This is a genomic window from Kitasatospora sp. NPDC001664, assembly GCF_053596675.1.
In genome coordinates this window covers 90,913-112,672 of the sequence record NZ_JBSFGS010000018.1, presented here as the reverse complement: position 1 = coordinate 112,672, position 21,760 = coordinate 90,913, and the positions used below count along the sequence as shown (strand labels likewise).

Genomic DNA, 21,760 nt, shown 5'->3' with positions numbered 1-21,760 from the left:
AATCCCCGACTGTCACGACGCTCCGGGCCCTCCGGGGTACGGTCTCCGGATGGACAAGGTGCTGATCACACTGCTGGTGGTGGCCGCGCTCGCGGTCGTGCTGTGGCTGCTGCGCAGGCGCGCCACCCCGGCGCCCGCACCCCGCCGCACGCCCTCCGGCCCGGTCCGCACCACCGGCCGCCCGGCACCGCAGGAGATCTGGTGGGCCGAGGTCCCGTTCGAGGACGGGCCCGGGGCCAAGGACCGCCCCTGCCTGGTGCTCGGCGTGAACCGCCGCACCGCCACGGTCGTGAAGATCACCAGCAAGCACCACGCCGGCCGCCCCGGTGTGCTCCCGCTGCCGCCCGGCTCGGTCGGCGACCGCCAGGGCCGGGCCAGCTGGCTGGAGACCGACGAGCTCCGCGAGGTGCCGGTGGCCGCCTTCCGCCGCAGGGTCGGCAAGGTCGACGGACAGACCTGGTCCCGGGTGCAGCGCGCCCTGCGCTAGAACCGCGGAAGGCGCACTCCCCCGCTGGGGAGTGCGCCTTCCGGCGGTGCGTCCGACCGGGCGTCAGGCCCAGAGCTGGCCCTGCAGGGCCTCGACCGCGGCCTCGGTGGTCTCGGCGGTGTAGATGCCGGTGGAGAGGTACTTCCAGCCGCCGTCGGCGACCACGAACACCACGTCCGCCCGCTCGCCGGCCTGGGCGGCCTTGCGGCCGACGCCGATCGCGGCGTGCAGGATGGCGCCGGTGGAGACGCCGGCGAAGATGCCCTCCTGCTGGAGCAGCTCCCGGGTGCGGCGCACCGCGTCCTCGGAGGTCACCGAGTACCGGGTGGTGAGCACCTCGGCGTCGTACAGCTCCGGGACGAAGCCCTCGTCCAGGTTGCGCAGCCCGTAGACCAGGTCGTCGTAGCGCGGCTCGGCCGCCACCACCTGGACGCCGGGGACCTTCTCGCGCAGGTACCGGCCGACGCCCATCAGGGTGCCGGTGGTGCCCAGGCCCGCCACGAAGTGGGTGACGGTCGGCAGGTCGGCGAGGATCTCCGGGCCGGTGCCGGCGTAGTGCGCACCGGCGTTGTCCGGGTTGCCGTACTGGTAGAGCATCACCCAGTCGGGGTGCTCGGCGGCGATCTCCTTGGCGATCCGGACGGCGGTGTTGGAGCCGCCGGCCGCCGGGGAGGCGATGATCTCCGCGCCCCACATCCGGAGCAGCTCGCGGCGCTCCTCGCTGGTGTTCTCCGGCATCACGCAGACCATCCGGTAGCCCTTGAGCTTGGCCGCCATGGCGAGCGAGATGCCGGTGTTGCCGCTGGTGGGCTCCAGGATGGTGCAGCCGGGGGTGAGCAGCCCCGCGGCCTCGGCCCGCTCGATCATGTGCAGGGCCGGCCGGTCCTTGATCGATCCGGTCGGGTTGCGGTCCTCCAGCTTGGCCCAGAGGGTCACCTGCCCCTCCCCGTTGCCGGGCACGGCGGCGGAGATGCGGGGCAGGCGGACCAACGGGGTGTTGCCGACGGCTTCGAGCGGGCTGTCGTACTTCATCAGATCCGGGGCCTCCGGCGATCGGGGGGTGGAGCAAGGAGCGGGGCTGGGGTGCGTGCCTCGGCGGTGCCGACGAGGGAGTCCATGCGGAGCATCGGCGACCGAGGAGAAGCCGGCGAGGTGCGTGCCCCGGGCCCGCGACGCCGCCCCCCGATCGCCGGAGGCCCCTCAGCCACCGGCCACGGCGGGGAGGATGGTGACGCTGTCGCCGTCGTTCAGGCCGGTCTCGATGCCGTCCAGGAAGCGGACGTCCTCGTCGTTCAGGTAGACGTTCACGAAGCGGCGCAGCTCGCCGTTGTCCAGCAGGCGGGCGGCGATGCCCGGGTGGCGGACGTCCAGGTCGGCGAAGAGCTCGCCGAGGCTGGCACCGGCACCCTCGACGGACTTGGCGCCGTCGGTGTAGGTGCGGAGGATGGTCGGGATGCGGACCTCGATGGCCATGACTGCGCTCCTGTGGAGGTGGGTTCGGGGTGGGCCGCAGGGGCGCGGCAGGGCGGTGCGATCCCCGTACGGGGCAAGGCGGTTGGCCGGGCTCAGCGAGCGGCGGCGGGGCCGGGACAGATCGCGCTGGCGAGCCGGCACAGGTCGACGTGCAGGCGCGCGACAAGGCGGGTGCCCTGGGCCTGGTTGCTCACATCGACGGAACGCATGGGCTCATCGTATAGATTCCCCGCCCCGCTCCGACATCCACGTCTCGCCATCCGGATGAATGTGTGTCACATCCCGGGACGCGCCGAGGGCCCGCCGCTCCACCGGGGGGTGGTGCGGCGGGCCCTTCGGCCCTGCTCAGTAGGCCTCGACGAGCTCCACGGGCTCCTCGGTGATGACCCCGTCGACGATCCGGAAGGAACGGAACTGGAACGGGTCGCCCGGCTCGGTGCCCTCGGCGGTGGAGACCAGCACGTAGTGGGCGTTCGGCTCGGAGGCGTAGCTCACGTCGGTGCGGGAGGGGTAGGCCTCGGTGGCGGTGTGGGAGTGGTAGACCACCACCGGCTCCTCGTCCCGGTCGTCCATCTCCCGGTAGAGCTTGAGCAGGTCGCCGGAGTCGAACTCGTAGAAGGTGGGCGAGCGGGCGGCGTTGAGCATCGGGACGAACCGCTCCGGGCGGTCGGTGCCGGCCGGGCCGGCGACCACGCCGCACGCCTCGTCCGGGTGGTCCGCGCGGGAGTGGGCGACGATCGCGTCGTGCAGCTCTCGGGTGATGGTCAGCATCCGGTCAGGATAGCCACGGCCCCCGCCCGCGCCCGCCGTCCGTCTCAGTCGCCGGACCTCGCGTGGACGTGGTCGTGGTCGTGCCCGGTGGTGGCCCCGGGGTTGCGCCGCTTGAGGGCCTGGTAGCCGAGGACCAGCAGGAGGGCCCAGACCGGGAAGACGTAGAGCGAGATGCGGCTGTCCTCGTCGATCGCGATGAGCACCACGACCAGCACCAGGAAGGCCAGCGAGGCCCAGCTGGCGATCACCCCGCCGGGCGCCTTGAAGGTGGGCGGCGGCAGGTGGCCGGCCTTCCAGGCGGCGCGGTAGCGGATCTGGCAGATCAGGATCATCGCCCAGGTCCAGAGGCCGCAGACGGTGGCGACGGAGGTGATGTACTCGAAGGCCTTGGCCGGGGCCAGGTAGTTGAGCACCACGCCGAGGCCCATCAGCAGGCAGGAGACGGTGATCGCCAGCGCCGGGGTCTTGCGGGCGTTGAGGTCGGTGAGCTTCCCGGGGGCCTGGCCGCGCAGCGCCAGGTCGCGCAGCATCCGGCCGGTGGAGTACATCCCGGAGTTGCAGGAGGAGAGCGCGGCGGTGAGCACCACGAAGTTCACGATGCCGGCCGCGGCGGGGATGCCCATCTTCTCGAAGGCGGCCACGAACGGGCTGACCCCGGGGGCGAATTCGCGCCACGGCACCACGGCCAGGATGACCACCAGGGCGCCGACGTAGAACAGCGCGATCCGCCACGGCAGGGTGTTGATCGCGCGCGGCAGGGTCTTCGCCGGGTCCTCGCTCTCGCCGGCCGTGACGCCGACCAGCTCGACGCCGAGGTAGGCGAACATGACGATCTGCAGGGTCATCACCGTCGAGCCGATGCCCTTGGGGAAGAAGCCGCCGTCCGACCAGAGGTTGGAGATGGCCGCGGTGTCGCCGGCGTCGCTGAAGCCGAGGGTGAGCACCCCGATGCCGATCAGGATCATGCCGATGATCGCGGTCACCTTGATCATCGAGAACCAGAACTCGATCTCGCCGAAGAGCTTCACCGAGATCAGGTTGGCGCCGTAGAGGATGACCAGGAAGACCAGGGCGGAGATCCACTGGGGGATGGACGGCGCCCAGAACTTCACGTAGACGGCGGCGGCGGTGGTCTCGGCCATGCCGGTGACCACCCAGAACAGCCAGTACGTCCAGCCGGTCACGTAGCCCGCGAACGGGCCGAGGAACTCACGGGCGTACTCGGCGAAACTGCCGGAGACCGGACGGTACGTCAGCAGCTCCCCCAGCGCCCGCATGATCGCGAAGATCACCAGGCCGGCCACCGCGTAGCTGAGGATCAGGCTCGGCCCGGCCTTGGAGATGGCGGTGCCCGCGCCCAGGAACAGCCCGGTGCCGATCGCCCCGCCGATCGCGATCATCTGGATCTGACGGCTGCCCAGACCCCGCTCGTAGCCCTCCTCGTCGGGGACCGGATCCGTCACCTCGTCGTACTGCTGCTGGGCCATGGGCCACCGTCCTTGCTCGTGGGGAGTGGCAGTCGTACCACGGCACGCCCGGATACCGGTGCGTATCTGAGCGATATTTGAGCATGGAGCGTCCCTGTTCGGTGGGATCTGCCCGGAATGCCGGGAGCCCCGTCCCAACACCTGGGACGGGGCTCCGGCGCGGCGCGTCGGGCAGGTCGACCGCTAGCCCGCCATCGCCTCCAGCAGCGACTCCTGGAGCATGCCGAACCAGAGGTAGGCCATCACCAGCGGCTTGCGCGGGTCCTCGTCGTCCAGCTCGTAGAGGCCCTCGTCGTCGTCCTCGCTGACCTCCAGCCGGGTGCCGAGGGTGAGCCGCAGGTCGTTGAGGCCGCCGAGCCAGTGCCGGCACTCCTCGGCATCGGCCTTGAGCACGCCGCCGACGCCGCCCAGGCCGTCCAGCGAGCGGATCACCGCGAGCGCGTCGTCCCGCTTGCGGGCCCGCAGGTCCAGCTCGGTGTAGCGGCGGAACTCCCCGGCGGCGGCCACCTCCTCCGGGCCCGACGGGCCGTCAGGACCGCCATAGGCGTCGGGGAAGAGCCGGGCCAGCGCCGGGTCGGCGGGCGGGCTGGAGGGGCCCTCGGCGAACAGTGCGGCCAGCGGGTCGTCGCTCTCCCCGCCCGGGCCGGGGCCGATCAGCTCCAGCATCTGCACCTCGAAGGAGCGCAGGATGGACGCCTCGACCTCCTCCAGCGCGATCGCCGCACCGCCGTCACCGGCACTCTCGAACAGCCCAGCCATGATTCCTCGTCAGCCCGTCTACGTCGTGGGGTGGTTGATGGTCCGTCGGGCCCTCGGCCCGCTCAGTCGTGCTGGAGGGTGGCCCACAGGCCGTAGCCGTGCATCGCCTGGCAGTCCCGCTCCATCTCCTCGCGGGTGCCGCTGGAGACCACCGCCCGGCCCTTCTGGTGCACCTCCATCATCAGCGTCCTGGCCTTCTCCTTCGGGTAGCCGAAGTAGGCCTGGAACACGTACTGGACGTAACTCATCAGGTTGACCGGGTCGTTGTGGACGATGGTGACCCAGGGGGTGTCCGGCTCCAGTGCCGGAATGCCTTCGACCTCCGGGCGCTCGATCTCCACGGGCGCGACACTCACGGCTGACACTCCTCGTCGGGGCTCGGTTCTCCACTGCTCATGCTTCCATCCGGGGGACCCGCGAGCGAATCCGGTCCCACTCGAACGAGAAATCGTCAAAGTGACGCTAAGTCCGCTAGCATCGTTCCCATGGACGCCACCACCGCGCGCCACTCCACGGCGCTGCTCACCGACCGGTACGAACTGACCATGCTGCAGGCAGCCCTGCGCAGCGGCGCCGCCCACCGGCGCTCGGTCTTCGAGGTGTTCACCCGCCGGCTCCCCGACGGCCGCCGCTACGGCGTGCTGGCCGGGGTCGGCCGGGTGTTGGACGCGGTCGAGGACTTCCGCTTCACCACCCCGCAGCTGGACTGGCTCTCGGACCAGGGCGTGGTGGACGAGCGGACCCTGCGCTTCCTCGCCGACTACCGCTTCACCGGCGACATCCACGGCTACCCCGAGGGCGAGGTCTACTTCCCCGGCTCCCCCGTGATGACCGTCGAGGGCAGCTTCGCCGAGGCGGTGATCCTGGAGACCCTGATCCTGTCGATCCTCAACTTCGACTCGGCCGTGGCCGCCGCCGCCTCCCGGATGACCAGCGCCGCGGGCGACCGCCCCTGCATCGAGATGGGCGCCCGCCGGGCCCACGAGCGGGCCGCCGTGGCCGCCGCCCGGGCCGCCTACGTCGCCGGGTTCAAGGCCACCTCCGACCTGGAGGCCGGCTTCACCTACGGCATCCCGACCACCGGCACCGCCGCGCACGCCTTCACCCTGCTGCACGACAGCGAGCGGGACGCCTTCACCGCGCAGATCGACTCGATGGGCCGGGGCACCACCCTGCTGGTCGACACCTACGACCTCAAGGAGGCGGTCCGCACCGCCGTGGAGGTCGCCGGTCCCGAGCTCGGCGCCGTCCGGATCGACTCCGGCGACCTCACCCTGCTGGCCCACCGGGTCCGCCGCCAACTGGACGAGCTCGGCGCCACCGCCACCCGGATCATCGTCACCTCCGACCTGGACGAGTACGCGATCGCCGCGCTGGCCGCCGCCCCGGTGGACGGCTACGGGGTCGGCACCAGCCTGGTCACCGGCAGTGGCCACCCGACCTGCGCGATGGTCTACAAGCTGGTCGCCAGGGCGGCCGGCCCCGAGGGCCCGCTGGTCTCGGTGGCCAAGCGCTCGGCCGGCGCCAAGTCCAGTGTCGGCGGCCGGAAGTGGGCCGCCCGGCGGCCCGACGCGGAGGGCGTCGCGGAGGCCGAGGTGACCGGCACCGGGGCCGTCCCGGACGCGCTGGAGCCGCATCTGCTCCAGGTCCCGCTCGTCAAGGCCGGCGAGGTGGTCGGCCGCGAGCCGCTGGCCGCCGCGCGCGAACGCCACGTACGGGCGCGGGCCGGCCTGCCGCTCTCCGCCACCCAGCTCTCGCGCGGCGAGCCGGTGCTGCCCACCGAGCTGCTGCTCGGCCGCTGAGCCGGCGGCCGTTCCCCTTTCGCCTACGCGCGTCACTCCCTACAGTGGCGAACGTCCGGGCCCACCACACCGCCCCCGTCGGGGGAGAAGGAAGCAACGCCATGCAGCGGGCACTGATCGTCGTGGACGTGCAGAACGACTTCTGCGAGGGCGGCAGCCTGGCCGTCGCCGGCGGCGCCGAGGTGGCCGCCGCGATCACCGACCTGATCGCCGGTTCCACCCCCGGCTACGCGCACATCTGCGCCACCCGGGACCACCACATCGACCCGGGCGCGCACTTCTCCGCCGAGCCGGACTACCGGGACTCCTGGCCGGTGCACTGCCTGGCCGGCACGGAGGGCGTGGGCTTCCACCCCAACCTGTCGCCGGTGGTGCTCTCCGGCGCGATCGAGGCGGTCTTCGACAAGGGCGCGTACTCGGCCGCCTACAGCGGCTTCGAGGGCGCGGACGAGAACGGCGCGGGGCTGGCCGAGTGGCTGCGCGAGCGCGGGGTGACGGAGGTGGACGTGGTCGGGATCGCCACCGACCACTGCGTCCGGGCGACCGCCCTGGACGCGCACCGGGCGGGCTTCACCACCCGGGTACTGCTCGATCTGACGGCCGGGGTCTCGGGCCCCACCACCGAGGCCGCACTGGCCGAACTCACCGCTGCGGGCGTGGAGTTGACCGGAGCACCGATCGTCCGTTCCTGACGTCCGGCGCGGCGCGGGGCGGCAGCCCCGGAGCGGGGCCGGAGGGTCGAGGAGCGGCGGGTGCGGCGCGACTGGTGCGGCTGGTGCGGCGGAGGTGGTGCGCCTGGCGGGCCCGCCTCCGCAGGCCGGTCACCACGGTTCGGTCGTCGCAGGGCGCCGCAGGGGGCGCCACACGTCCCGTTCAGGTGACCACCAGCTCGACCACGTCCTCGCCACCGGCCAGGAAGGCCTCGCGCAACTCGCCGCCCACCACGTCGGGTTCGGCCTCCAGGCGGTCGGTGGAGACGTAGACCACCCGGACCCCGAGGTACTCCATCCGATGCTGCCCGCCCCGGACCCAGGCCGCCTCGCCCTCGCTGACGCAGCGCAGCTCCGAGTCCACCTCCACCGCGACCGCCGCTCCCGGCCAGTACAGGTCCGGCACGGCCACGAAGGTGCCGCCCTTCATCCGGAGCTCGGGCCCGGCCGACGGCACCGGCAGCAGCCACTCGTCCACCAGCTCGTTCAGCCGCTCCAGCGCCGACTCCCGCCCGGCGGCCAGGAGTTCGTCCACCGCGGCCCGCACCCGGGGCTCGGTGAGCAGCCCGGCCTCGGCCAGCTCGGCCAGCAAGTCCCGCACCGTGCAACCGGTCTCGCCGCGGGAGACGGACTCGCGCAGCACCGCCCGCAGCTGCGCCGGGTGCACCTCCCCCGTGTCGAACGCGGCCGAGTCGGTCCACTCCCGCAGCGTGTCGGCGACCGCCCGGGCGACCGGGGCGCAGGCCAGGCCGTGCACCGAGCGGGCCTCCAACTCCCTCTCCGTACGCCGGATCCGGACCTCACCCGCGTCCTTGAGGCGACGCTGACGGGGCACCAGCACCTCCACCCCGGTGACGGCGGGCAGCCGGGGCGCGGAGGCGAAGCCGTACAGCGCCAGCGCGGCCGCACCGGTGATCACAGCACCCTCGCGGCGGCCCTCCTCGCGGCCGTCCTGGGCGGCGTACAGCAGTGCGGCCCACATCCGCTGCTCCGGGGTCGGCTCGCCGCCCTGGAGCAGGTAGACCTTGGGCAGCAGCCGCTGCCAGGGGCCGCCCCGGCGGCAGCGCTCGCTGACCAGCCGGGTGGGCACGCCGCGGGACCGGAGCTGGTTCGCGGTGATCACGTTCTGCTGGCGGCGGGCCAGCTCCTCGAGGGAGGGCGAGGGCGAAGGAATCTGGTAGCTGCTCATGCCGCCTACCCTCCCCAAGACCCCCCGCTCCGCATCCACGACCTGACGCACCGTTACCCAACCGTCGCGAAACCGGGACTAGCCCGCACTAAAGTCCCCATACCCTCACCCATTCGGCCCAAAGGACGTTCATCGGACTGCCGGTATCGACCGCAGTTGGCCTGTACCATCCGCATTTCGCACACCGTTTCGGCCATCGGCGCGACGCCCCGGCACCCGCCGCGACCTGCGGTGCCTGACCGAGAGTGACGAGCGCCATACGCATCCCCGCCGCTCGGGGGTCACACCGCCCGCGCAGGATTGCCTAACATCACACTCATGCCACGTGACGAAACCGCCTCCCTGCGCGCTGCCCAGCTGCGCCTAGGCCGACTGCCCGGCTACGTCCGACAGCCGGACCTGGCCCGCCGCAGCGGCGAGGAGGGCCACTTGTACAAGAAGGGGTGGGAGGTCCGCTTCACCGCGCGGACCGAGGAGGAGATAGCGGAGATCCGCGACCTGGTGGTCGCGGCCGGCTTCGCCCCTGCGCGACCGTTCTTCAAGGGCAACCAGCTGATCCAGCCGGTGTACGGCATCGCCGCCGTGCACGCCTACCTGGCCGCACGGGAGGCGCTCGAAGCAGCCGGCGTCCCCGAGCAGCAGAACCGCCGCGCCGCCGCTCCCTCCGCCGCAGCCGCCGCAGCAACGGCCGCCACAGCCGCTGCCAAGCGGGCCCGCCGCAAACCCGACGAACCCAACCGCACCTGCTGAACCCCTCCCTCGGGGTCCGGCCCCCGCCCGGATCGGCACCGCACCCCGACCGGCCCCGGGCCCGGGCCCTCACGGCTGCCGCCCGTGCGGCCGGACCGGCGCCGCCGAGCAGCGCGACCGGTCCGGGGCGCGCTGCCACCGGCACGCGCGCGCCCACCACGCACGTCGGCACCACCTCCGGGCCCCCGCACTGCTCCACGTGCCCTCATGCGGCCCCGCACCGGCACCCGCAGCGCCCCGCTCCGAGCCCCCGAGACCGCCGCGCGGCCCCCTCTGCGGCCCCCTGCGGCCCCTGTGCGGCCCCTGCGCCCCTCGTACGGCCCAGTGCGACCGGCCTACGGCCGAGGTCCCCGGCGCGGCGGCGCCGGCGCCCCTGCCGGCCGGCCCGCCGGCGCACCGATCGCCGCCCGCACCAAGGGAACTGACACCCCGTCACACAACGGCTCAATCGCATCCCTCGCACGGGTATCTGATGGGACTTGTCACACAGAGCAGTCATCCGAGGCCCTAGAGTGAAGGACGGCCACCCCGTCGCCGAACCCGTCGTCGCACCCGGATCGAGAGGCTGATGTGACCAACCGTCATGACCCGGTCTCCTCGGTGGAGTTCGCCGCCTTCCGGGAGCTGCACCATCCGCGGTACCTGAGCTACGCCCGGGTCTGGTTCCGGGACGCCGCGCAGGCCGCCGCAGTGGTCGAGGAGGCCTTCGGCGCCCTCGCCGCCGCCTGGCCCGAACTGCTCGGCAGCCCCAACCCGACCGCCGACGCCTGGCGCATCCTGCGCGCCACCGTGGCCGAACGCGGCGACGAGGCCCGGGTGCCACCGCAGCGGCCGACCGCGACGCCGGACGAGGATCTCGCCATCCTCCACTACGTGGTCGGCCTGGCCACCCCGGAGATCGCCGACGTGGTCGGCGCCGACCACGCCAACGTGGCCAGCCAGCTCCGCCACGCCCTGCGCGCGGCCGCCGACTGGTGACCGGGCCCGCGCGGCACCGGGGGCGCGTGCGGCACGGAACTCGGCACGGTGTGCGGTGCGTGCGGTGAAGTGCGTGCGGTGGGGTGCGTGCGGTGGGGTGCGTGCGGCTCGGTGATCACGATCACCCCGGCGGGTCCTTCTCAGGCCGGGCTTCGCGGGCGAATGATGTGGAGGGCCGCCCGACTGACGGGTGGTCAGCCCCACCGCAGAGCTCCAGGGAGGCGCCAGTGTCCCTCGCCCGAACCGCCGCGATGTTCGACCGGCAGGCCGACGCCTGCGACGAACTCGGCTCGCCGCTGTACGCCTTCCTGATCCGCCGGGCCGCGCGGGACCTGCTGGAGAACGGCCCGTGCGCGGCTGCGGTCAGCGGTCACGAGGACGCCCCCGGACCCGACGCCATCGCACTCCGACTGATGGGCGGGGTGCACGCCCTGGTGCTCAGCGGACGGGCCCCCGCCCTCGCCGCCCACTACCCGAGCGCCGGCGGAAGCTGTCCGTCCCCCGTCCCGGAAGCCGTCTGGGAGGACTTCCGGGCCACCGTGGCGGACCACCCCGACTGGCTGAAGGACTGGCTGACCAGGCCCCCGCAGACCAACGAGACCGGCCGGGCCAACCTGCTGATCGCCGGCGTCCTGCACGCCCTCGACGGCGCCGACCTGCCGGTCCGGCTGTTCGAACTCGGTTCCAGCGCCGGGCTCAACCTGCTCGCCGACCACTTCCGCTGCGCCTGGTCCACTCCTTCCGGTCCCGAGGCCGGAGCGACTGCCGCTTCCGCGACCGGAGCCTTCGGCCCCGCCGACTCCCCCGTCCTGCTGGCCGACGCCTGGCGGGGCACCCCGCCGTCCCCGCTCGGCGCGGCGGCGGAACTCCCGCCGCTGCGCTTCGCCGAACGGCGCGGCTGCGACCTCGACCCCATCGACCCGCGTTCCCCCGAGGGCGCCCTCGCGCTGCGCTCCTACGTCTGGGCCGACCAGCCCGAGCGGGCCGCCCGGCTCACCGGAGCCCTCCAGCTGGCGGAACGGCTGCCCACCACCGTCGAGCCCGTGGGTGCGGCCGAGTTCCTCCGCGGGGTCTCGCTCGCGGAGGGCGCCCTCACCGTCGTCTGGCACTCGGTGATGCGCCAGTACGTCCCGGCCGCCGAATGGGCGCTGGTGGAGGCCGAGTTGGACCGCCTGGCGGCCGAGTCCACCCCTGCGGCCCCGTTCGCCCACGTCTCCTTCGAGCCGCGCCGCACCCCGGACTGGCGCGAGCACCGCTTCCTGCTCACCGTCCGCACCGGGCCGGCCGCCGAGTCCGTGCTCGCCGAGGCGGTCCCGCACGGCCTTCCGGCCTGGCCCCTCGCCTGACGGGCCGGTTCGGCTGCGGGGTTGCGGGGCTGCGACCGGCGGACCGGCTGAGCGGCGGACCGGTCAGATCGTGGGGCGTCCCTCGGTGACGTCGTACAGGTGGTGCACCGGGTCGTGGATCAGGTACCGGGCGAAGGAGGCCACCGTGAAACGGGCACCGTCGCTGCGACGCCCCGGCCGCTGCCACTGCCCGCCCTCGACCCGGTCGAAGGCGGCGGCCAACTCCTCGGCCGCCTCGGCGAGTTCGGCTGAGACCCGGGCCGGGTCCTGCTCGCCGTAGCGCTCGGCGACGGCGGTCTCGTCCTGGTCCCAGTTGGCGAACAGCGGGTCCTGCTCGTCCAGCATCAGCCCCAGCCGGACACGGAACAGCCGGAACACGTCCCGCACGTGGCAGGCGTACTCCAGGTCCGACCAGACCTCCGGTACGGGACGGCTCCGCAGCGCCGCCTCCGGCCGCTCCGCGAGCAGCGCCACCCAGGCGGCGGCGTTGGCCCGGACCAGGTCGGCGACCCGCTCGGCGTCCACCTCCGGGGTGTCGAAGCCGCAGTCGGGGCAGGCGCGTTCCAGGACCCAGGTCCAGTCCTTGGTGTCAGGCGTGATCATGGCTCCAGCATGGCGCGGACCGCCCGGGCCCGGCCAGTGGCCACGACGCCAGCACCCGCCAAGATCCTGCCAACGCCGCCAACGGCCCCCAACGCCGGTCAGACGAGCGGACGGTACATCACCAGCAGGTCCACATAACCGAGCTCGGCGTGCCGGAAGCCCTCCGGGACGGTGCCGATCACCGCGAAGCCGAGCGACTTCCACAGCTCCACCGCCCGGGTGTTGGTGGCCACCACGGCGTTGTACTGCATCGCCCGGTACCCGTCCGCCCCGGCCTGCTCGATCACGTGCTCCGCCAGCGCCCGTCCGACGCCCTTGCCGGCATGCTCCGGGGCGACCATGAAACCGGCATTGGCGATGTGCGAGCCGGGGCCCATCTGGTTGGGGTGCGTCTCGGCGCTGCCGAGCACGGTGCCGTCCCCGTCCACCGCGACCACCGTCCGGCCAGGGGCCCGCTTCATCCAGATCGCCCGGGCGTCCTCCTCGCCGATGTCCCGCGGCCAGGTGAAGGTGTCGCCCGCCGCCACGATCCGGTGCAGGAACCGCCAGATGGCCGGCCAGTCCGCGGCCGTCGCCTCACGAATGATCATCCCGCCAGTCTGCCCCGGCCGTTCGGACCCGACCACCGGTTTTCCTCCTGGCACCGGCCTCCGACGGCGCGCGGACGGAATCCCGTGGCGGGGCCCGGCCCCGCTGACTACAACTGAGAGGTGATCAACGACGAGGCCCTCCGCCACAAGCCCACCCTCACCGGCGAACGCGTCCGCCTGGTGCCGCTCTCCCCCGCCCACGCCGACGACGCCTGGCGCACCTTCCAGGACCCGGAACTGCTCCGGCTCACCGGCACCACCAAGCAGTTCACCCGCGCCGAGATCGACGACTGGTGCGCCACCCGCGCCGACCAGCCCGACCGCCTCGACCTGGCCGTCGAAGACCTCCGCACCGGCGCCTACCTCGGCGAACTCGCCCTCAACGAACTCGACCGCCCCACCGAATCCGCCTCCTACCGGATCGCCCTCGACCCCGCCGTCGCCGGCCGCGGCCTCGGCACCGAAGCCACCCGGCTCCTGCTCTCCCACGCCTTCGACGCCATCGGCCTGCACCGCGTCCACCTGGAGGTCTTCTCCTACAACCCCCGCGCCCGGGCCGCCTACCTCAAGGCCGGCTTCCTCCCCGAAGGCCGCCTCCGCGACGCCCACGTCTGGGACGGCACCCGCCACGACATCCTGCTGATGGCCGCCCTCGCCCCCGAATGGCGGGCGGCCACCACCCCCTCCGCCGCTCAGCCCTGACGGACGGTACAGCTGGCATCCACCGAAGTCGCCGGCAGCCCCACGATCCCCTGCGCCCAGCCCAACAGGTCCGAACAGACCTTCGCCTCCTCGGCGTTGGCCGGGCCGTGGTTCTCCGACGCGGACGCGGCGGCGGCACCCCCGAAGGTGGCGGCCGCCAGGCCAGCGGCGAGCAGCACGGCGGGGAGCCGGCGGCGCGAGGCGGGGGCGGAGGAGGAACTGGTGAACACCCGGAACATGGAACGGCCCTTCGGTCTACTGACGACTTGACTGGTCATCAGTACCCGAAGGGCCGTTCGCCGTGCTCGGATTGTGCGCCGTTCGTGGGCGTGTCAGCGGTACGGGTTGCCGCCGCCGCCCTGCTGCGGCGGGGGCGGGGGCGGGTAGCCCTGGCCCGGCTGCGGCGGCTGCGGATACTGCTGGTACTGCTGCTGCGGCGGGTACTGCTGCGGATACTGCTGCCCACCCCCGTACGGAGGCTGCGGCGGTTGCCCCCCACCGCCGCCACCACCACGACGGCGAGCCAGCACGATCACCCCACCGACCACCACCACGGCCAACACCCCGACGACCCCCCACACGAACACCGGGATCCCACCGTCGTCCTTCTTCTCCCCCACCGGAGCCGCCGTCTGGCCCTCCTTCGCCCCACCGGTGGCGGGCGCGGAGGCGGGTGACGACGCCTGAGGGCCGCCCTGCGATTCCACGCGTGAGAGCAGCGGGTTGTCGCGCGGGCCGTTGTCGACCTCCGGATTCGCTGCGAGGGCCTTGGAAGGCGAGGCGACCCCGTACCCGAAGTTCTCGTTGGGGATCTTCTGCCCCTGGCTCGCCACTGCCGACTTGGTCATGCGGTTGATGACCTGCCCCGCCGACAGTTGCGGGTACTTCGACCGCACCAGAGCAGCGATGGCCGACACGTAGGCGGTGGCTGCGGAGGTACCGGTGCCGTTGCCGTAGCTGGTGGTCGACTTGCTGGTGGCGCTGTAGACCTCCACCCCCGGAGCAACCAGGGTGAGTTCGGGCCCCCGGTTCGACTTGTTCCAGACCGTCCCCTGACGATCGACCGCCCCGACTGCCACAACTCCCGGGAAGGCTGCCGGGTAGGAGACCGGGGCGTCCTGCCCTCCGAGGTTGCCGGAACCACTGACCAGCACGACGTCCTTGCTGACCGCGTAGTTGACAGCAGCCCTGGCCTCGGCGTTCAACCGCAACCCGCCCAGCGTGATGGACATGTTGACGACCTTGGCGCCGTGGTCCACCGCATAGCGGAGGGCTTCGGCGAAGCGTGCCTCTCCGCCAGAGGGCATCGCACCGGCCTCGTCCAGAGCGATCCTGACAGGCAGGATCTTGGCCTTCGGCGCGAGGCCGATGATGCCCGCCGCGTCACCATGGCCGTGTGCCGCGATCAAGCTCGCGATGCTGGTGCCGTGGCCGAGCTTGTCCACCCTCCCGTCCGACTGCTCGCCCGAGAAGTCGGCTCCGGGCAGCACCTGACCGGTGAGGTCCTGATGATCGCCCAGGACCCCGGTGTCGATCACGGCGACCGTCACATCGGCGCCTTCGGAAATCGGCCAGACCTCGGTGGCCGCCTTGTACCGGTCGATCGCCCACTGCGCCTCGCGAATGGTGTCCGCGGCAGCCGGTCCGGTGCCCATGCTCCACATCAAGGACCCGACGGCCAACAGCGCCGTACCACGTCCCAGTCGGCTGATCTTCAAGCCGTGTCACTCCTGTCCTCGAGGACCGCCACCCGACGGAGGCTCAGTCCACCACGTTCGGGTTGGCCGGGCGCCCGGTCGCCCAGGTCTCCTCGTCCTCGACCAGGTAGTCCGGTCGCTTGCCCTCCTGCTTCTCCTTCTTCTTCGCCGCCTGGTTCGCCCCCGGGAATCCGCCCTGACCGCCGGCGCCCTGAGCAGACTGACCACGCGCTCGTCCGAGTCCCGAACCGCCCTCTGTGAAAGCTCCCTTGCTCCCCTGACCGGGCGCGGCCCCGCCCACCACGCCACCGGAACGGCCGACCTGCCGCGACCCACCGCCGACAGCACCGCCGCCGACCGAGCCTCCTGCGGCCCCGCCCGACATCCCACCAGCGCCGAACGCGCCACCACGGGCCCCGCCGAGCCCACGGCCACCGTCGCCCGAGAACGTTCCCCGGGCTCCGATGCCGCTGCCGCCGGCGGTTGCCCTGATGCCGCCGTTGGAAGCAGAACCACCAACGGTGATGCCACCCTGCCCGCCGGCAGCACCGCCTGACAGGCCGCCAGTACCTCCACCGTGACCGCCTGCGACGGGGCCACCAGGCCCGCCCGTTCCGGGCCGGTTGATCACACCTGTGCCGTCAAGGCCCGTTCCGGGACTGGTGATCACCGGAGAAGCCGGCTTCGGGGCAGGGTTGGCCGTACCGCCCTTGATACCCGGATCCGTCGGCCCGGGGGTGATGACCTTCGGGGACTTCGGAGCGCCCCCGACAGGTCCTCCGCTGCTCCGGACGCCAGTGGTGGAGGAGCTCCCGTACTCCTTGCCGGCCCGGGCGCCCATGCCACCGCCCAGGAGCAGCGCGCTGATCGCGGCAGAGCCCATGGAGTCGCCCGGCGACGGGACGTCCACGATGTCCTCGATCGGCGACCGTACGATCGGCGGCTTCATGTAGGAGGTGGCGGCGCGATAACGGGTCGCCAGGAGGTTCATGACGGCCACTGCTTGAGTCTTCTTCTCATCGCTGATCGCCGTCTTGGTGTCCTCGTCCTCGTTGCCGACCGCGGATGACGCGGTGTCACCGATCGCGTCGGCCGCCTTGGACCAGAAGCTGGGCTCCTCGGGCATGGTCCGCTTGGCCTCGTCGATCGCGCTGGACATCATCTCGAGCGTGATCGCAGCGTCGTTCGCGTACGCGGCGGCGGTGTTGATGCTCTCCGCGAGTCGGGTCATCTTGGCGTGGAACGCGTCGCTGGTGTCACCCTCCCAGGACGTGGTGGCATCGCCTGCGGAGGTCGCCAGCGATTGCTGGATCTGCTTCAGGGTGTCCGTTGCCCGGCGCCAGGGATCGGCAGCGGACATGACGCCACCGGAATCCATCGACCCCACCATCCGGCGAAGATCGGCGTGGCTGTAGTCGTTGAAGTTCGTGTGCTGGTTCATGGGCCCTACCCTCCAGTCCGGTGCCGCGCGGCGATCTTGAGTGCCGACCCGCTCACCAGGTCGCCTGAGGGTCCGCGGCAGTCACCGGCGCAGTGCCGGGAACCGGGGCCTTCGGGGTCGGGACCGCACTCGGGCGCTGAGGCGCGTTGTACGCGACGGGCGTTGCCGTGGGTCCACCGCTGACCGACCAACCGTCGGAGTTGAGCTTGAGACCTCGGACGGTCTCGGCCTCCTGCTCCTCGTAGTTGGCCGCGGTGAGGTCCGCCTTGCGCTGTGCCTGGTCCACCGCGTCCTGAAGAGCGTTCATGACGTCCCGCAGCCCGTCCCGCATGTTCTCGTACTGATCGTGCAGCGCCTGCGCCTCGGCGAAGCTCCCGAAGGCGCTCCGCGCCACGCCGGTCTGGCCGTGGGTGCGGGTGCCGTCCGCTCGTGATTGGAACTCGTCCAGTAGGCCGCGTACCTGGGTAGCGAAGGCCCGCAGGCTGTCCACTTCGACGCGGTAGCCCTTGCCCGTACTCACGACTGTCCTCCCCCGTGGAGCCAGTGCTGGGACTGGTTTGTGTGACTCGATGTCAGGTGTTTCGTAGGCGACGGGTCCGTGGCGACCGCCCCCTCAACCCTCATGTCTAACACATGGGATGCCCGGGTCGGAGGGTGACGTGACGCACCGTCGGGGATTGGGACGGAATCAGTACACGGGGCGGGCGAGGGCGGTGGAGAGGGCACGGCGGCAGAGGGAGTCGGCGCGGCGGGTCGTTTCGGGGAGGCGGTAGGTGGGGGTGAGGCGGAGGACGGTGGCGAGGGATTCGGGGAGGCCGATGCGGTGGCCGGTGGAGACGAAGACGGGTTTGACGTCGGGGCGGGTGCGGAGGGCGGCGCCGACCTGTTCGCCGGTGGTGGGGTCGAGGAGGGGGGTGGTGGCGCCTCGGGTGGGGGCGGGTGGGGTGTGGGTGAAGGTGAAGGGGGTCTTGGCGACGCCGAGGGTGGGGAGGTCGGTGAGGAGGCCGAGGTGGGTGGCGAGGCCGAGGCGGCGGGGGTGGGCGAGGCCGTAGCCGTCGCAGACGACGAGGTCGGGGCGGGTGCGGAGGGAGGCCAGGGCGTCGAGGACGGTGGGGAGTTCGCGGAAGGCGAGCAGGCCGGGGACGTAGGGGAAGGAGATCCGGCCGGCGGCGGTGGTCTCCTCGACCACGGTGAGGGTGGGGAGGGAGAGCAGGACGGCGGCGGCGACCACCAGGTCGCGTTCGTCGTCGTAGGCGACGTCCACGCCGGCGACCAGGGCGTCGGGGGCCGGTTCGGGGCCGGTCGGGTCGATCAGCGGGCGCAGTCGCAGCTGTTCCGCGACGGCCTCCTCCTCGGTGCGCGGCCAGCCCTCGGGGGTGGTGGACGGGTGGGACGAGGACGGTGGCACGGGCACGGTTCCCCCGGGGTGTTCGAGCGGTCGGGTGCCACCGTATCCAGCCTGCGGGGCCCGGAGGGAAGGGGACGGGAAAGGTACTTGTCCGGGACCGGGGGTGGGTAGACCTTGGACAGGTAAGGCAAGGCTTCCCCCGCTCCGCACCCTCCCCTCCCCCGTACGCGAAGGACGGTCCGTCATGTCTCGTCCCACCCTGGCTCACCTCAGCACCGGCGTCCTGACCGTGGTGGTCGCGGCCGCCGTCCTGCTCGCTGTCTCCGGGTCGAGGGGGGTGTTCGAGATCGCGGTGCTGGTCGGGTTCGCCGTCGCGCTCGGCACCCTGACGACCGCTCTGCTGGTGACCGGGGCCGATCGGCGGCGCCGGATCGCGTCCGTCGGGGCGCCGCAGAGCGCGCCGGCCCGGGAGTACGCCGCCCACCGCTGATCCGGGCCGGACGTACGGACGCCCCGTACGGCAGGGCCGCGGGAGCGGCGGCCGTACGGGGCGGGTCCGAGCGCGCGGGCCCGCGCGCGCGGGTCCGAGGGTGCGTCAGGCGGTGCTGACCACCACGGTCTTGGCCGCCTTGTCGTGGATCGCCTGGCGGTAGGGCTTGTCGAAGACGCCGAACAGGCCGTCGACCACCCACCACAGCTGGCCGCAGCAGATCAGTGCGGGGGCGGCGAAGGTGGCCGCCCGGCTCCAGGCCGCGGCGGTGGTCGGGGGGCTGCCGTCGACGAGCATCGCGACCCGGACCTTGGTCACCTTCTTGCCGACGGTCTGGCCGTCCCGGCTGAGCATGACGCCCTCGTAGATCAGGTAGAGGACGTAGGTGACCCAGAAGGTGCTGAGCCAGCCGTTGCGCGAGCCGAGGTCGGCGAACGGGGCGGCGATCACCACGGCCACCACCTGGACGATCAGGTAGTCGATCACCCGCGCACCGATCCGGGCGCCCCAGCCGCCGAGCGGCGGCATCCCGGGCACCGGGCCGGCGCCCACGCCGTACTGACCACCGTAGGGGGCCTGACCGTACGGGGACTGGCCGTACGGGTCCTGGCCGTAGCCGGGCGGCGGCGGGGGCGGCGCCGCCCCGTAGGGCGAACCGTGGGCGCCGGGCGCCCCGTTGTGCGGGCTGCCGCTGCCGTAGGGGTCGGCCGGGGGCGGCGGGCTGCCGTACGGGTCGGCCGGCGCACCGGACGGCGTACCGGACGGCGGGGGTTGCTTGTCGAAGGAGGGCCGGTCGCCCCCCTCCGGTTCGGATCCTGACGAGGGGTCATGGGTGCTCATGACCCGAGTAGAACACCCTGATTACGGCAGTGTTGGGATATTTGGTCCGTTTTGCCTACCTGACGAGTGGTCAGGGTCAGGACCGGACCACCCGGGTACCGGCCGCCCGGTCCTGCCAGGCCCGTCGGCCCTTCCGGTCCAGGACCGGGGCCAGCAGGCCGAACACCGAGAGCAGCGCCGCCTGCCGCACCACCCAGCGCAGTGCCGAACGGCCGAAGGAGGGCGCGACACCGGGACGTTCCGCGTCGACCACCCTGATCCCGGCCAGCCGCTTGCCGAAGGTCTGGCCGGTGCGGGCCACCGGGAGCACCTCGTAGAGCAGTGCGGCCAGCAGCACCACGCCCAGCAGCACCCCGGCCCGGCCGAGCACGGTGCCGTCGACCAGCCAGACCTGCACCTGGGCACCGCTGTTGGCCCGGCTGGCCTGCGCGGCCTCGCCGAGCTTCTGGTCCAGGTGGACGGAGATCGAGCGGACCATCGGCACCCCGGCCGCCACGGCCACCAGCACGAGCACCAGGCCGTCGACCAGACGGGCCGTCAGGCGGCGGCCGAGACCGGCCGGGACGGGCACGGCGGGCCTGCGGGCGGCTGCCGGGCCCCGGCGGCGCGCGGCGGCAGCGGCGGGCGAGGGGCCGGAGGTGGACCCGGACGTGGATCCGGAGGCGGACCCGGAGGCGGACGTGACCGGCTTCCGCCGGGCGGCGGGGACGGCGCCCCCCGCCTTCGGGGTGACGGGCTCCGCGACCGCCGTCCGCTCGGGCCGCGACCCCGTTCCCGGGGCCACGGGCTCCGGCGCGGGAGCCGACACGGGCACGGGCGCGGGCACAGGTGCGGGCACGGGCACAGGTGCGGGCACGGGCGCGGGTGCCACGACGGTGGCGGACGCGGTCGGCACCGGTTCGGGGGTGGTGACCGCCGGGGCGCCCCAGGAGATCCGCTCGGCCGGCCGCGACTGGGTGGCCTTCCATCCGGCCGCCACCGGAGCCGGGGCGGGAGCGGGGTTCGCGGCCACTGCCGGAGACGGGGTCGGGGGGAGCGGCCGGACCGGCGGTGCGACGGCCTCGGCGGCGAACGGCGCCATCACGAAGGACGCGCCGCCCGAGGTCTCGTCGAAGAACACCGGGCCGGTCTCGTCCGCCCGCACCGGCGGAGCGCCCCCCGCGAAGGCGCCGCCGAAACCGGGAGCCGGGGCGGGAGAGGGAGAGGGCGAGGGCAGGACCGGTGGCGGCGGGGCGGCGGCGGCCAGGTTGGCGGGCCGCTGGGCGACGCCGCGGGGCGGCGCCAGGTGTTCGCCGGCCACCGGGGCCGGACGGCTGGTGCCGGGCACCCAGGAGGCACCGCCCCAGTAGCGGACGAAGCCGGGGACGGAGGGGTCCGGGTAGTAGCCCGGCAGCGGGGCGGGCGCGGCTGCGGCCAGCGCCCCCGGTTCGCCCTGGTGAGTTGCGAAGGGGCGTTCCGTCATGGGGTCTTCTCTCCTGGCAGCACCGTGGGGCGACGCACCGTCACCAGCCGGTCGCGGTCGGACAGTCGTCGAGCAGTCACAAAGGGTAGTGCCTCGGCGCCGTCGCGGCGGGCAGTTGGTGAATCCCGGAACGTGCGCCGAATGTGTGTAAGACCTTCGCCGCGCCCCGCTCTCCTCCGGTGGAGGGGTTCGAGAGCGGACCCCGCGGACACCGAGAGGAACCCGTCATGGAACGGTCCACGAGCGTGGTCGAGCACGAGCTCGAACTGAACCTGGTGCTCTCCCCCGAGCGCAGCGTCCCCGTCCCGGCCCGGCTGTCGTACGGCAGCCACGACCCGTACGCCGTCCACATCACCTTCCACCTGGACACCGGCACGCCGGTGACCTGGGTGTTCGCCCGGGAGCTGCTGGTGGAGGGCACGTTCAGGCCGTGTGGGCAGGGGGACGTGAGGATCTGGCCGACCCGCTCCGGGCGGCGCAGCGTGCTCTGCATGGCGCTCAGCTCCCCGGCCGGGGACGCGCTGCTGGAGGCGCCGCTGCCGGCCGTCGCGGCCTGGCTGGAGCGCGCCCACCGGCTGGTGCCGCCGGGCGCGGAGCTGGCGGCACTGGACCTGGACCACTCGCTGGCCGAGCTGCTCGCGTGACGCCGCCGGACGGCGGAGGACCCCCGCTCGGCGGAGGCGGGAGCCCGAGCAGGAGCAGGAGCGGAGCTGGAAGCAGAAACGGGCGCGGGCACGGGCGCGCGTCCGGTGGTGCGGCGTGGGCCTTCGTGGTCCACGCCGGGGAGCATGCGGCCGGGCGTGGGGGCCGGCCGACGCTCCGTCAGCGGAGCGCG

Annotated in this window: 26 protein-coding genes; 9 read left to right on the top strand and 17 right to left on the bottom strand. The window is 73.0% G+C overall.

Translation table 11 applies throughout. The annotated features are described in order from the left end of the window. Positions 1–49 precede the first annotated feature (49 nt). Positions 50–487, top strand: coding sequence for a type II toxin-antitoxin system PemK/MazF family toxin (locus ACWCYY_RS24960; RefSeq protein ID WP_345290429.1), 438 nt, complete (start codon positions 50–52; stop codon positions 485–487). A 63-nt stretch (positions 488–550) separates the two neighbouring features. On the opposite strand, the gene ACWCYY_RS24955 is transcribed toward ACWCYY_RS24960, so the two are convergent. From ACWCYY_RS24955 to clpS, 7 genes are all read right to left on the bottom strand, one after another. After that, complete coding sequence (locus ACWCYY_RS24955) at positions 551–1,519, bottom strand: PLP-dependent cysteine synthase family protein (protein WP_345290428.1); 969 nt, start codon at positions 1,517–1,519, stop codon at positions 551–553. Between the two features lie 168 nt (positions 1,520–1,687). Beyond that, positions 1,688–1,960: a MoaD/ThiS family protein gene (locus ACWCYY_RS24950; protein ID WP_345290427.1), complete on the bottom strand. Its 273-nt coding sequence runs from the start codon at positions 1,958–1,960 to the stop codon at positions 1,688–1,690. A gap of 92 nt (positions 1,961–2,052) precedes the next feature. Next, positions 2,053–2,169, bottom strand: a complete 117-nt coding sequence (locus ACWCYY_RS24945) for a putative leader peptide (RefSeq protein ID WP_345290426.1) — start codon at positions 2,167–2,169, stop codon at positions 2,053–2,055. A gap of 136 nt (positions 2,170–2,305) precedes the next feature. Then, positions 2,306–2,731 carry a M67 family metallopeptidase gene (locus ACWCYY_RS24940; RefSeq protein ID WP_345290425.1) on the bottom strand — a complete coding sequence of 142 codons (426 nt, stop codon included), beginning with the start codon at positions 2,729–2,731 and terminating at the stop codon, positions 2,306–2,308. A gap of 44 nt (positions 2,732–2,775) precedes the next feature. After that, positions 2,776–4,218 carry an amino acid permease gene (locus ACWCYY_RS24935; RefSeq protein WP_345290424.1) on the bottom strand — a complete coding sequence of 481 codons (1,443 nt, stop codon included), beginning with the start codon at positions 4,216–4,218 and terminating at the stop codon, positions 2,776–2,778. Positions 4,219–4,401: 183 nt separating this feature from the next. After that, positions 4,402–4,977 (bottom strand): DUF2017 domain-containing protein, encoded by a 576-nt coding sequence (locus tag ACWCYY_RS24930; RefSeq protein ID WP_345290423.1) that lies wholly within the window; start codon positions 4,975–4,977, stop codon positions 4,402–4,404. A 62-nt stretch (positions 4,978–5,039) separates the two neighbouring features. Continuing rightward, positions 5,040–5,333, bottom strand: coding sequence for an ATP-dependent Clp protease adapter ClpS (clpS, locus tag ACWCYY_RS24925; RefSeq protein ID WP_345290422.1), 294 nt, complete (start codon positions 5,331–5,333; stop codon positions 5,040–5,042). 129 nt (positions 5,334–5,462) lie between these two features. On the opposite strand from clpS, the gene ACWCYY_RS24920 reads away from it, so the two are divergent. Both ACWCYY_RS24920 and ACWCYY_RS24915 read left to right on the top strand, forming a co-directional pair. Then, positions 5,463–6,779 (top strand): nicotinate phosphoribosyltransferase, encoded by a 1,317-nt coding sequence (locus ACWCYY_RS24920; protein ID WP_345290421.1) that lies wholly within the window; start codon positions 5,463–5,465, stop codon positions 6,777–6,779. Positions 6,780–6,880: 101 nt separating this feature from the next. After that, positions 6,881–7,471: an isochorismatase family protein gene (locus ACWCYY_RS24915; protein WP_449797300.1), complete on the top strand. Its 591-nt coding sequence runs from the start codon at positions 6,881–6,883 to the stop codon at positions 7,469–7,471. Between the two features lie 181 nt (positions 7,472–7,652). Here the strand turns inward: ACWCYY_RS24915 and ACWCYY_RS24910 are convergent, their stop codons facing one another. Next, positions 7,653–8,678, bottom strand: coding sequence for a hypothetical protein (locus ACWCYY_RS24910; protein WP_449797299.1), 1,026 nt, complete (start codon positions 8,676–8,678; stop codon positions 7,653–7,655). Positions 8,679–8,996: 318 nt separating this feature from the next. On the opposite strand from ACWCYY_RS24910, the gene ACWCYY_RS24905 reads away from it, so the two are divergent. The 3 genes from ACWCYY_RS24905 to ACWCYY_RS24895 all read left to right on the top strand — a co-directional run bounded on the left by ACWCYY_RS24905 (position 8,997) and on the right by ACWCYY_RS24895 (position 11,752). Further along, entirely contained in the window at positions 8,997–9,428 is a 432-nt protein-coding gene (locus ACWCYY_RS24905; protein ID WP_345290418.1) for a hypothetical protein, read from the top strand. A 570-nt stretch (positions 9,429–9,998) separates the two neighbouring features. Then, positions 9,999–10,406, top strand: a complete 408-nt coding sequence (locus ACWCYY_RS24900) for a hypothetical protein (protein ID WP_345290417.1) — start codon at positions 9,999–10,001, stop codon at positions 10,404–10,406. A 227-nt stretch (positions 10,407–10,633) separates the two neighbouring features. After that, positions 10,634–11,752, top strand: a complete 1,119-nt coding sequence (locus ACWCYY_RS24895) for a DUF2332 domain-containing protein (protein ID WP_449797298.1) — start codon at positions 10,634–10,636, stop codon at positions 11,750–11,752. 63 nt (positions 11,753–11,815) lie between these two features. Here ACWCYY_RS24895 and ACWCYY_RS24890 read toward each other — a convergent pair whose 3' ends face one another. Beyond that, a complete protein-coding gene (locus ACWCYY_RS24890) occupies positions 11,816–12,355 on the bottom strand; it encodes a DinB family protein (RefSeq protein WP_380149623.1) in 540 nt (179 codons plus the stop codon). A 98-nt stretch (positions 12,356–12,453) separates the two neighbouring features. Next, on the bottom strand, positions 12,454–12,945 hold the full coding sequence (locus ACWCYY_RS24885; protein ID WP_345290414.1) for a GNAT family N-acetyltransferase: 492 nt from the start codon (positions 12,943–12,945) through the stop codon (positions 12,454–12,456). A gap of 120 nt (positions 12,946–13,065) precedes the next feature. Here ACWCYY_RS24885 and ACWCYY_RS24880 point away from each other — a divergent pair, with 120 nt between their 5' ends. Further along, a complete protein-coding gene (locus ACWCYY_RS24880) occupies positions 13,066–13,647 on the top strand; it encodes a GNAT family N-acetyltransferase (protein ID WP_345290413.1) in 582 nt (193 codons plus the stop codon). On the opposite strand, the gene ACWCYY_RS24875 is transcribed toward ACWCYY_RS24880, so the two are convergent. From ACWCYY_RS24875 to ACWCYY_RS24855, 5 genes are all read right to left on the bottom strand, one after another. Then, complete coding sequence (locus ACWCYY_RS24875) at positions 13,638–13,877, bottom strand: hypothetical protein (protein ID WP_449797297.1); 240 nt, start codon at positions 13,875–13,877, stop codon at positions 13,638–13,640. The genes ACWCYY_RS24880 and ACWCYY_RS24875 overlap by 10 nt on opposite strands. A gap of 102 nt (positions 13,878–13,979) precedes the next feature. Next, on the bottom strand, positions 13,980–15,365 hold the full coding sequence (locus tag ACWCYY_RS24870) for a S8 family serine peptidase (protein ID WP_449797296.1): 1,386 nt from the start codon (positions 15,363–15,365) through the stop codon (positions 13,980–13,982). A gap of 43 nt (positions 15,366–15,408) precedes the next feature. Then, positions 15,409–16,785: a PPE domain-containing protein gene (locus tag ACWCYY_RS24865; RefSeq protein ID WP_449797295.1), complete on the bottom strand. Its 1,377-nt coding sequence runs from the start codon at positions 16,783–16,785 to the stop codon at positions 15,409–15,411. 52 nt (positions 16,786–16,837) lie between these two features. Further along, positions 16,838–17,305 (bottom strand): hypothetical protein, encoded by a 468-nt coding sequence (locus ACWCYY_RS24860; protein WP_449797294.1) that lies wholly within the window; start codon positions 17,303–17,305, stop codon positions 16,838–16,840. 168 nt (positions 17,306–17,473) lie between these two features. After that, on the bottom strand, positions 17,474–18,193 hold the full coding sequence (locus ACWCYY_RS24855; protein ID WP_449797293.1) for an endonuclease V: 720 nt from the start codon (positions 18,191–18,193) through the stop codon (positions 17,474–17,476). 184 nt (positions 18,194–18,377) lie between these two features. On the opposite strand from ACWCYY_RS24855, the gene ACWCYY_RS24850 reads away from it, so the two are divergent. Continuing rightward, a complete protein-coding gene (locus ACWCYY_RS24850; RefSeq protein ID WP_345290407.1) occupies positions 18,378–18,623 on the top strand; it encodes a hypothetical protein in 246 nt (81 codons plus the stop codon). A 105-nt stretch (positions 18,624–18,728) separates the two neighbouring features. Here ACWCYY_RS24850 and ACWCYY_RS24845 read toward each other — a convergent pair whose 3' ends face one another. Then, on the bottom strand, positions 18,729–19,463 hold the full coding sequence (locus ACWCYY_RS24845; protein ID WP_449797292.1) for an RDD family protein: 735 nt from the start codon (positions 19,461–19,463) through the stop codon (positions 18,729–18,731). 76 nt (positions 19,464–19,539) lie between these two features. Continuing rightward, complete coding sequence (locus tag ACWCYY_RS24840; RefSeq protein ID WP_449797291.1) at positions 19,540–20,925, bottom strand: RDD family protein; 1,386 nt, start codon at positions 20,923–20,925, stop codon at positions 19,540–19,542. A 227-nt stretch (positions 20,926–21,152) separates the two neighbouring features. Between ACWCYY_RS24840 and ACWCYY_RS24835 the strand changes: the two genes are divergently transcribed. Beyond that, complete coding sequence (locus tag ACWCYY_RS24835; protein WP_345290404.1) at positions 21,153–21,569, top strand: SsgA family sporulation/cell division regulator; 417 nt, start codon at positions 21,153–21,155, stop codon at positions 21,567–21,569. The last annotated feature ends 191 nt before the right edge of the window (positions 21,570–21,760 follow it).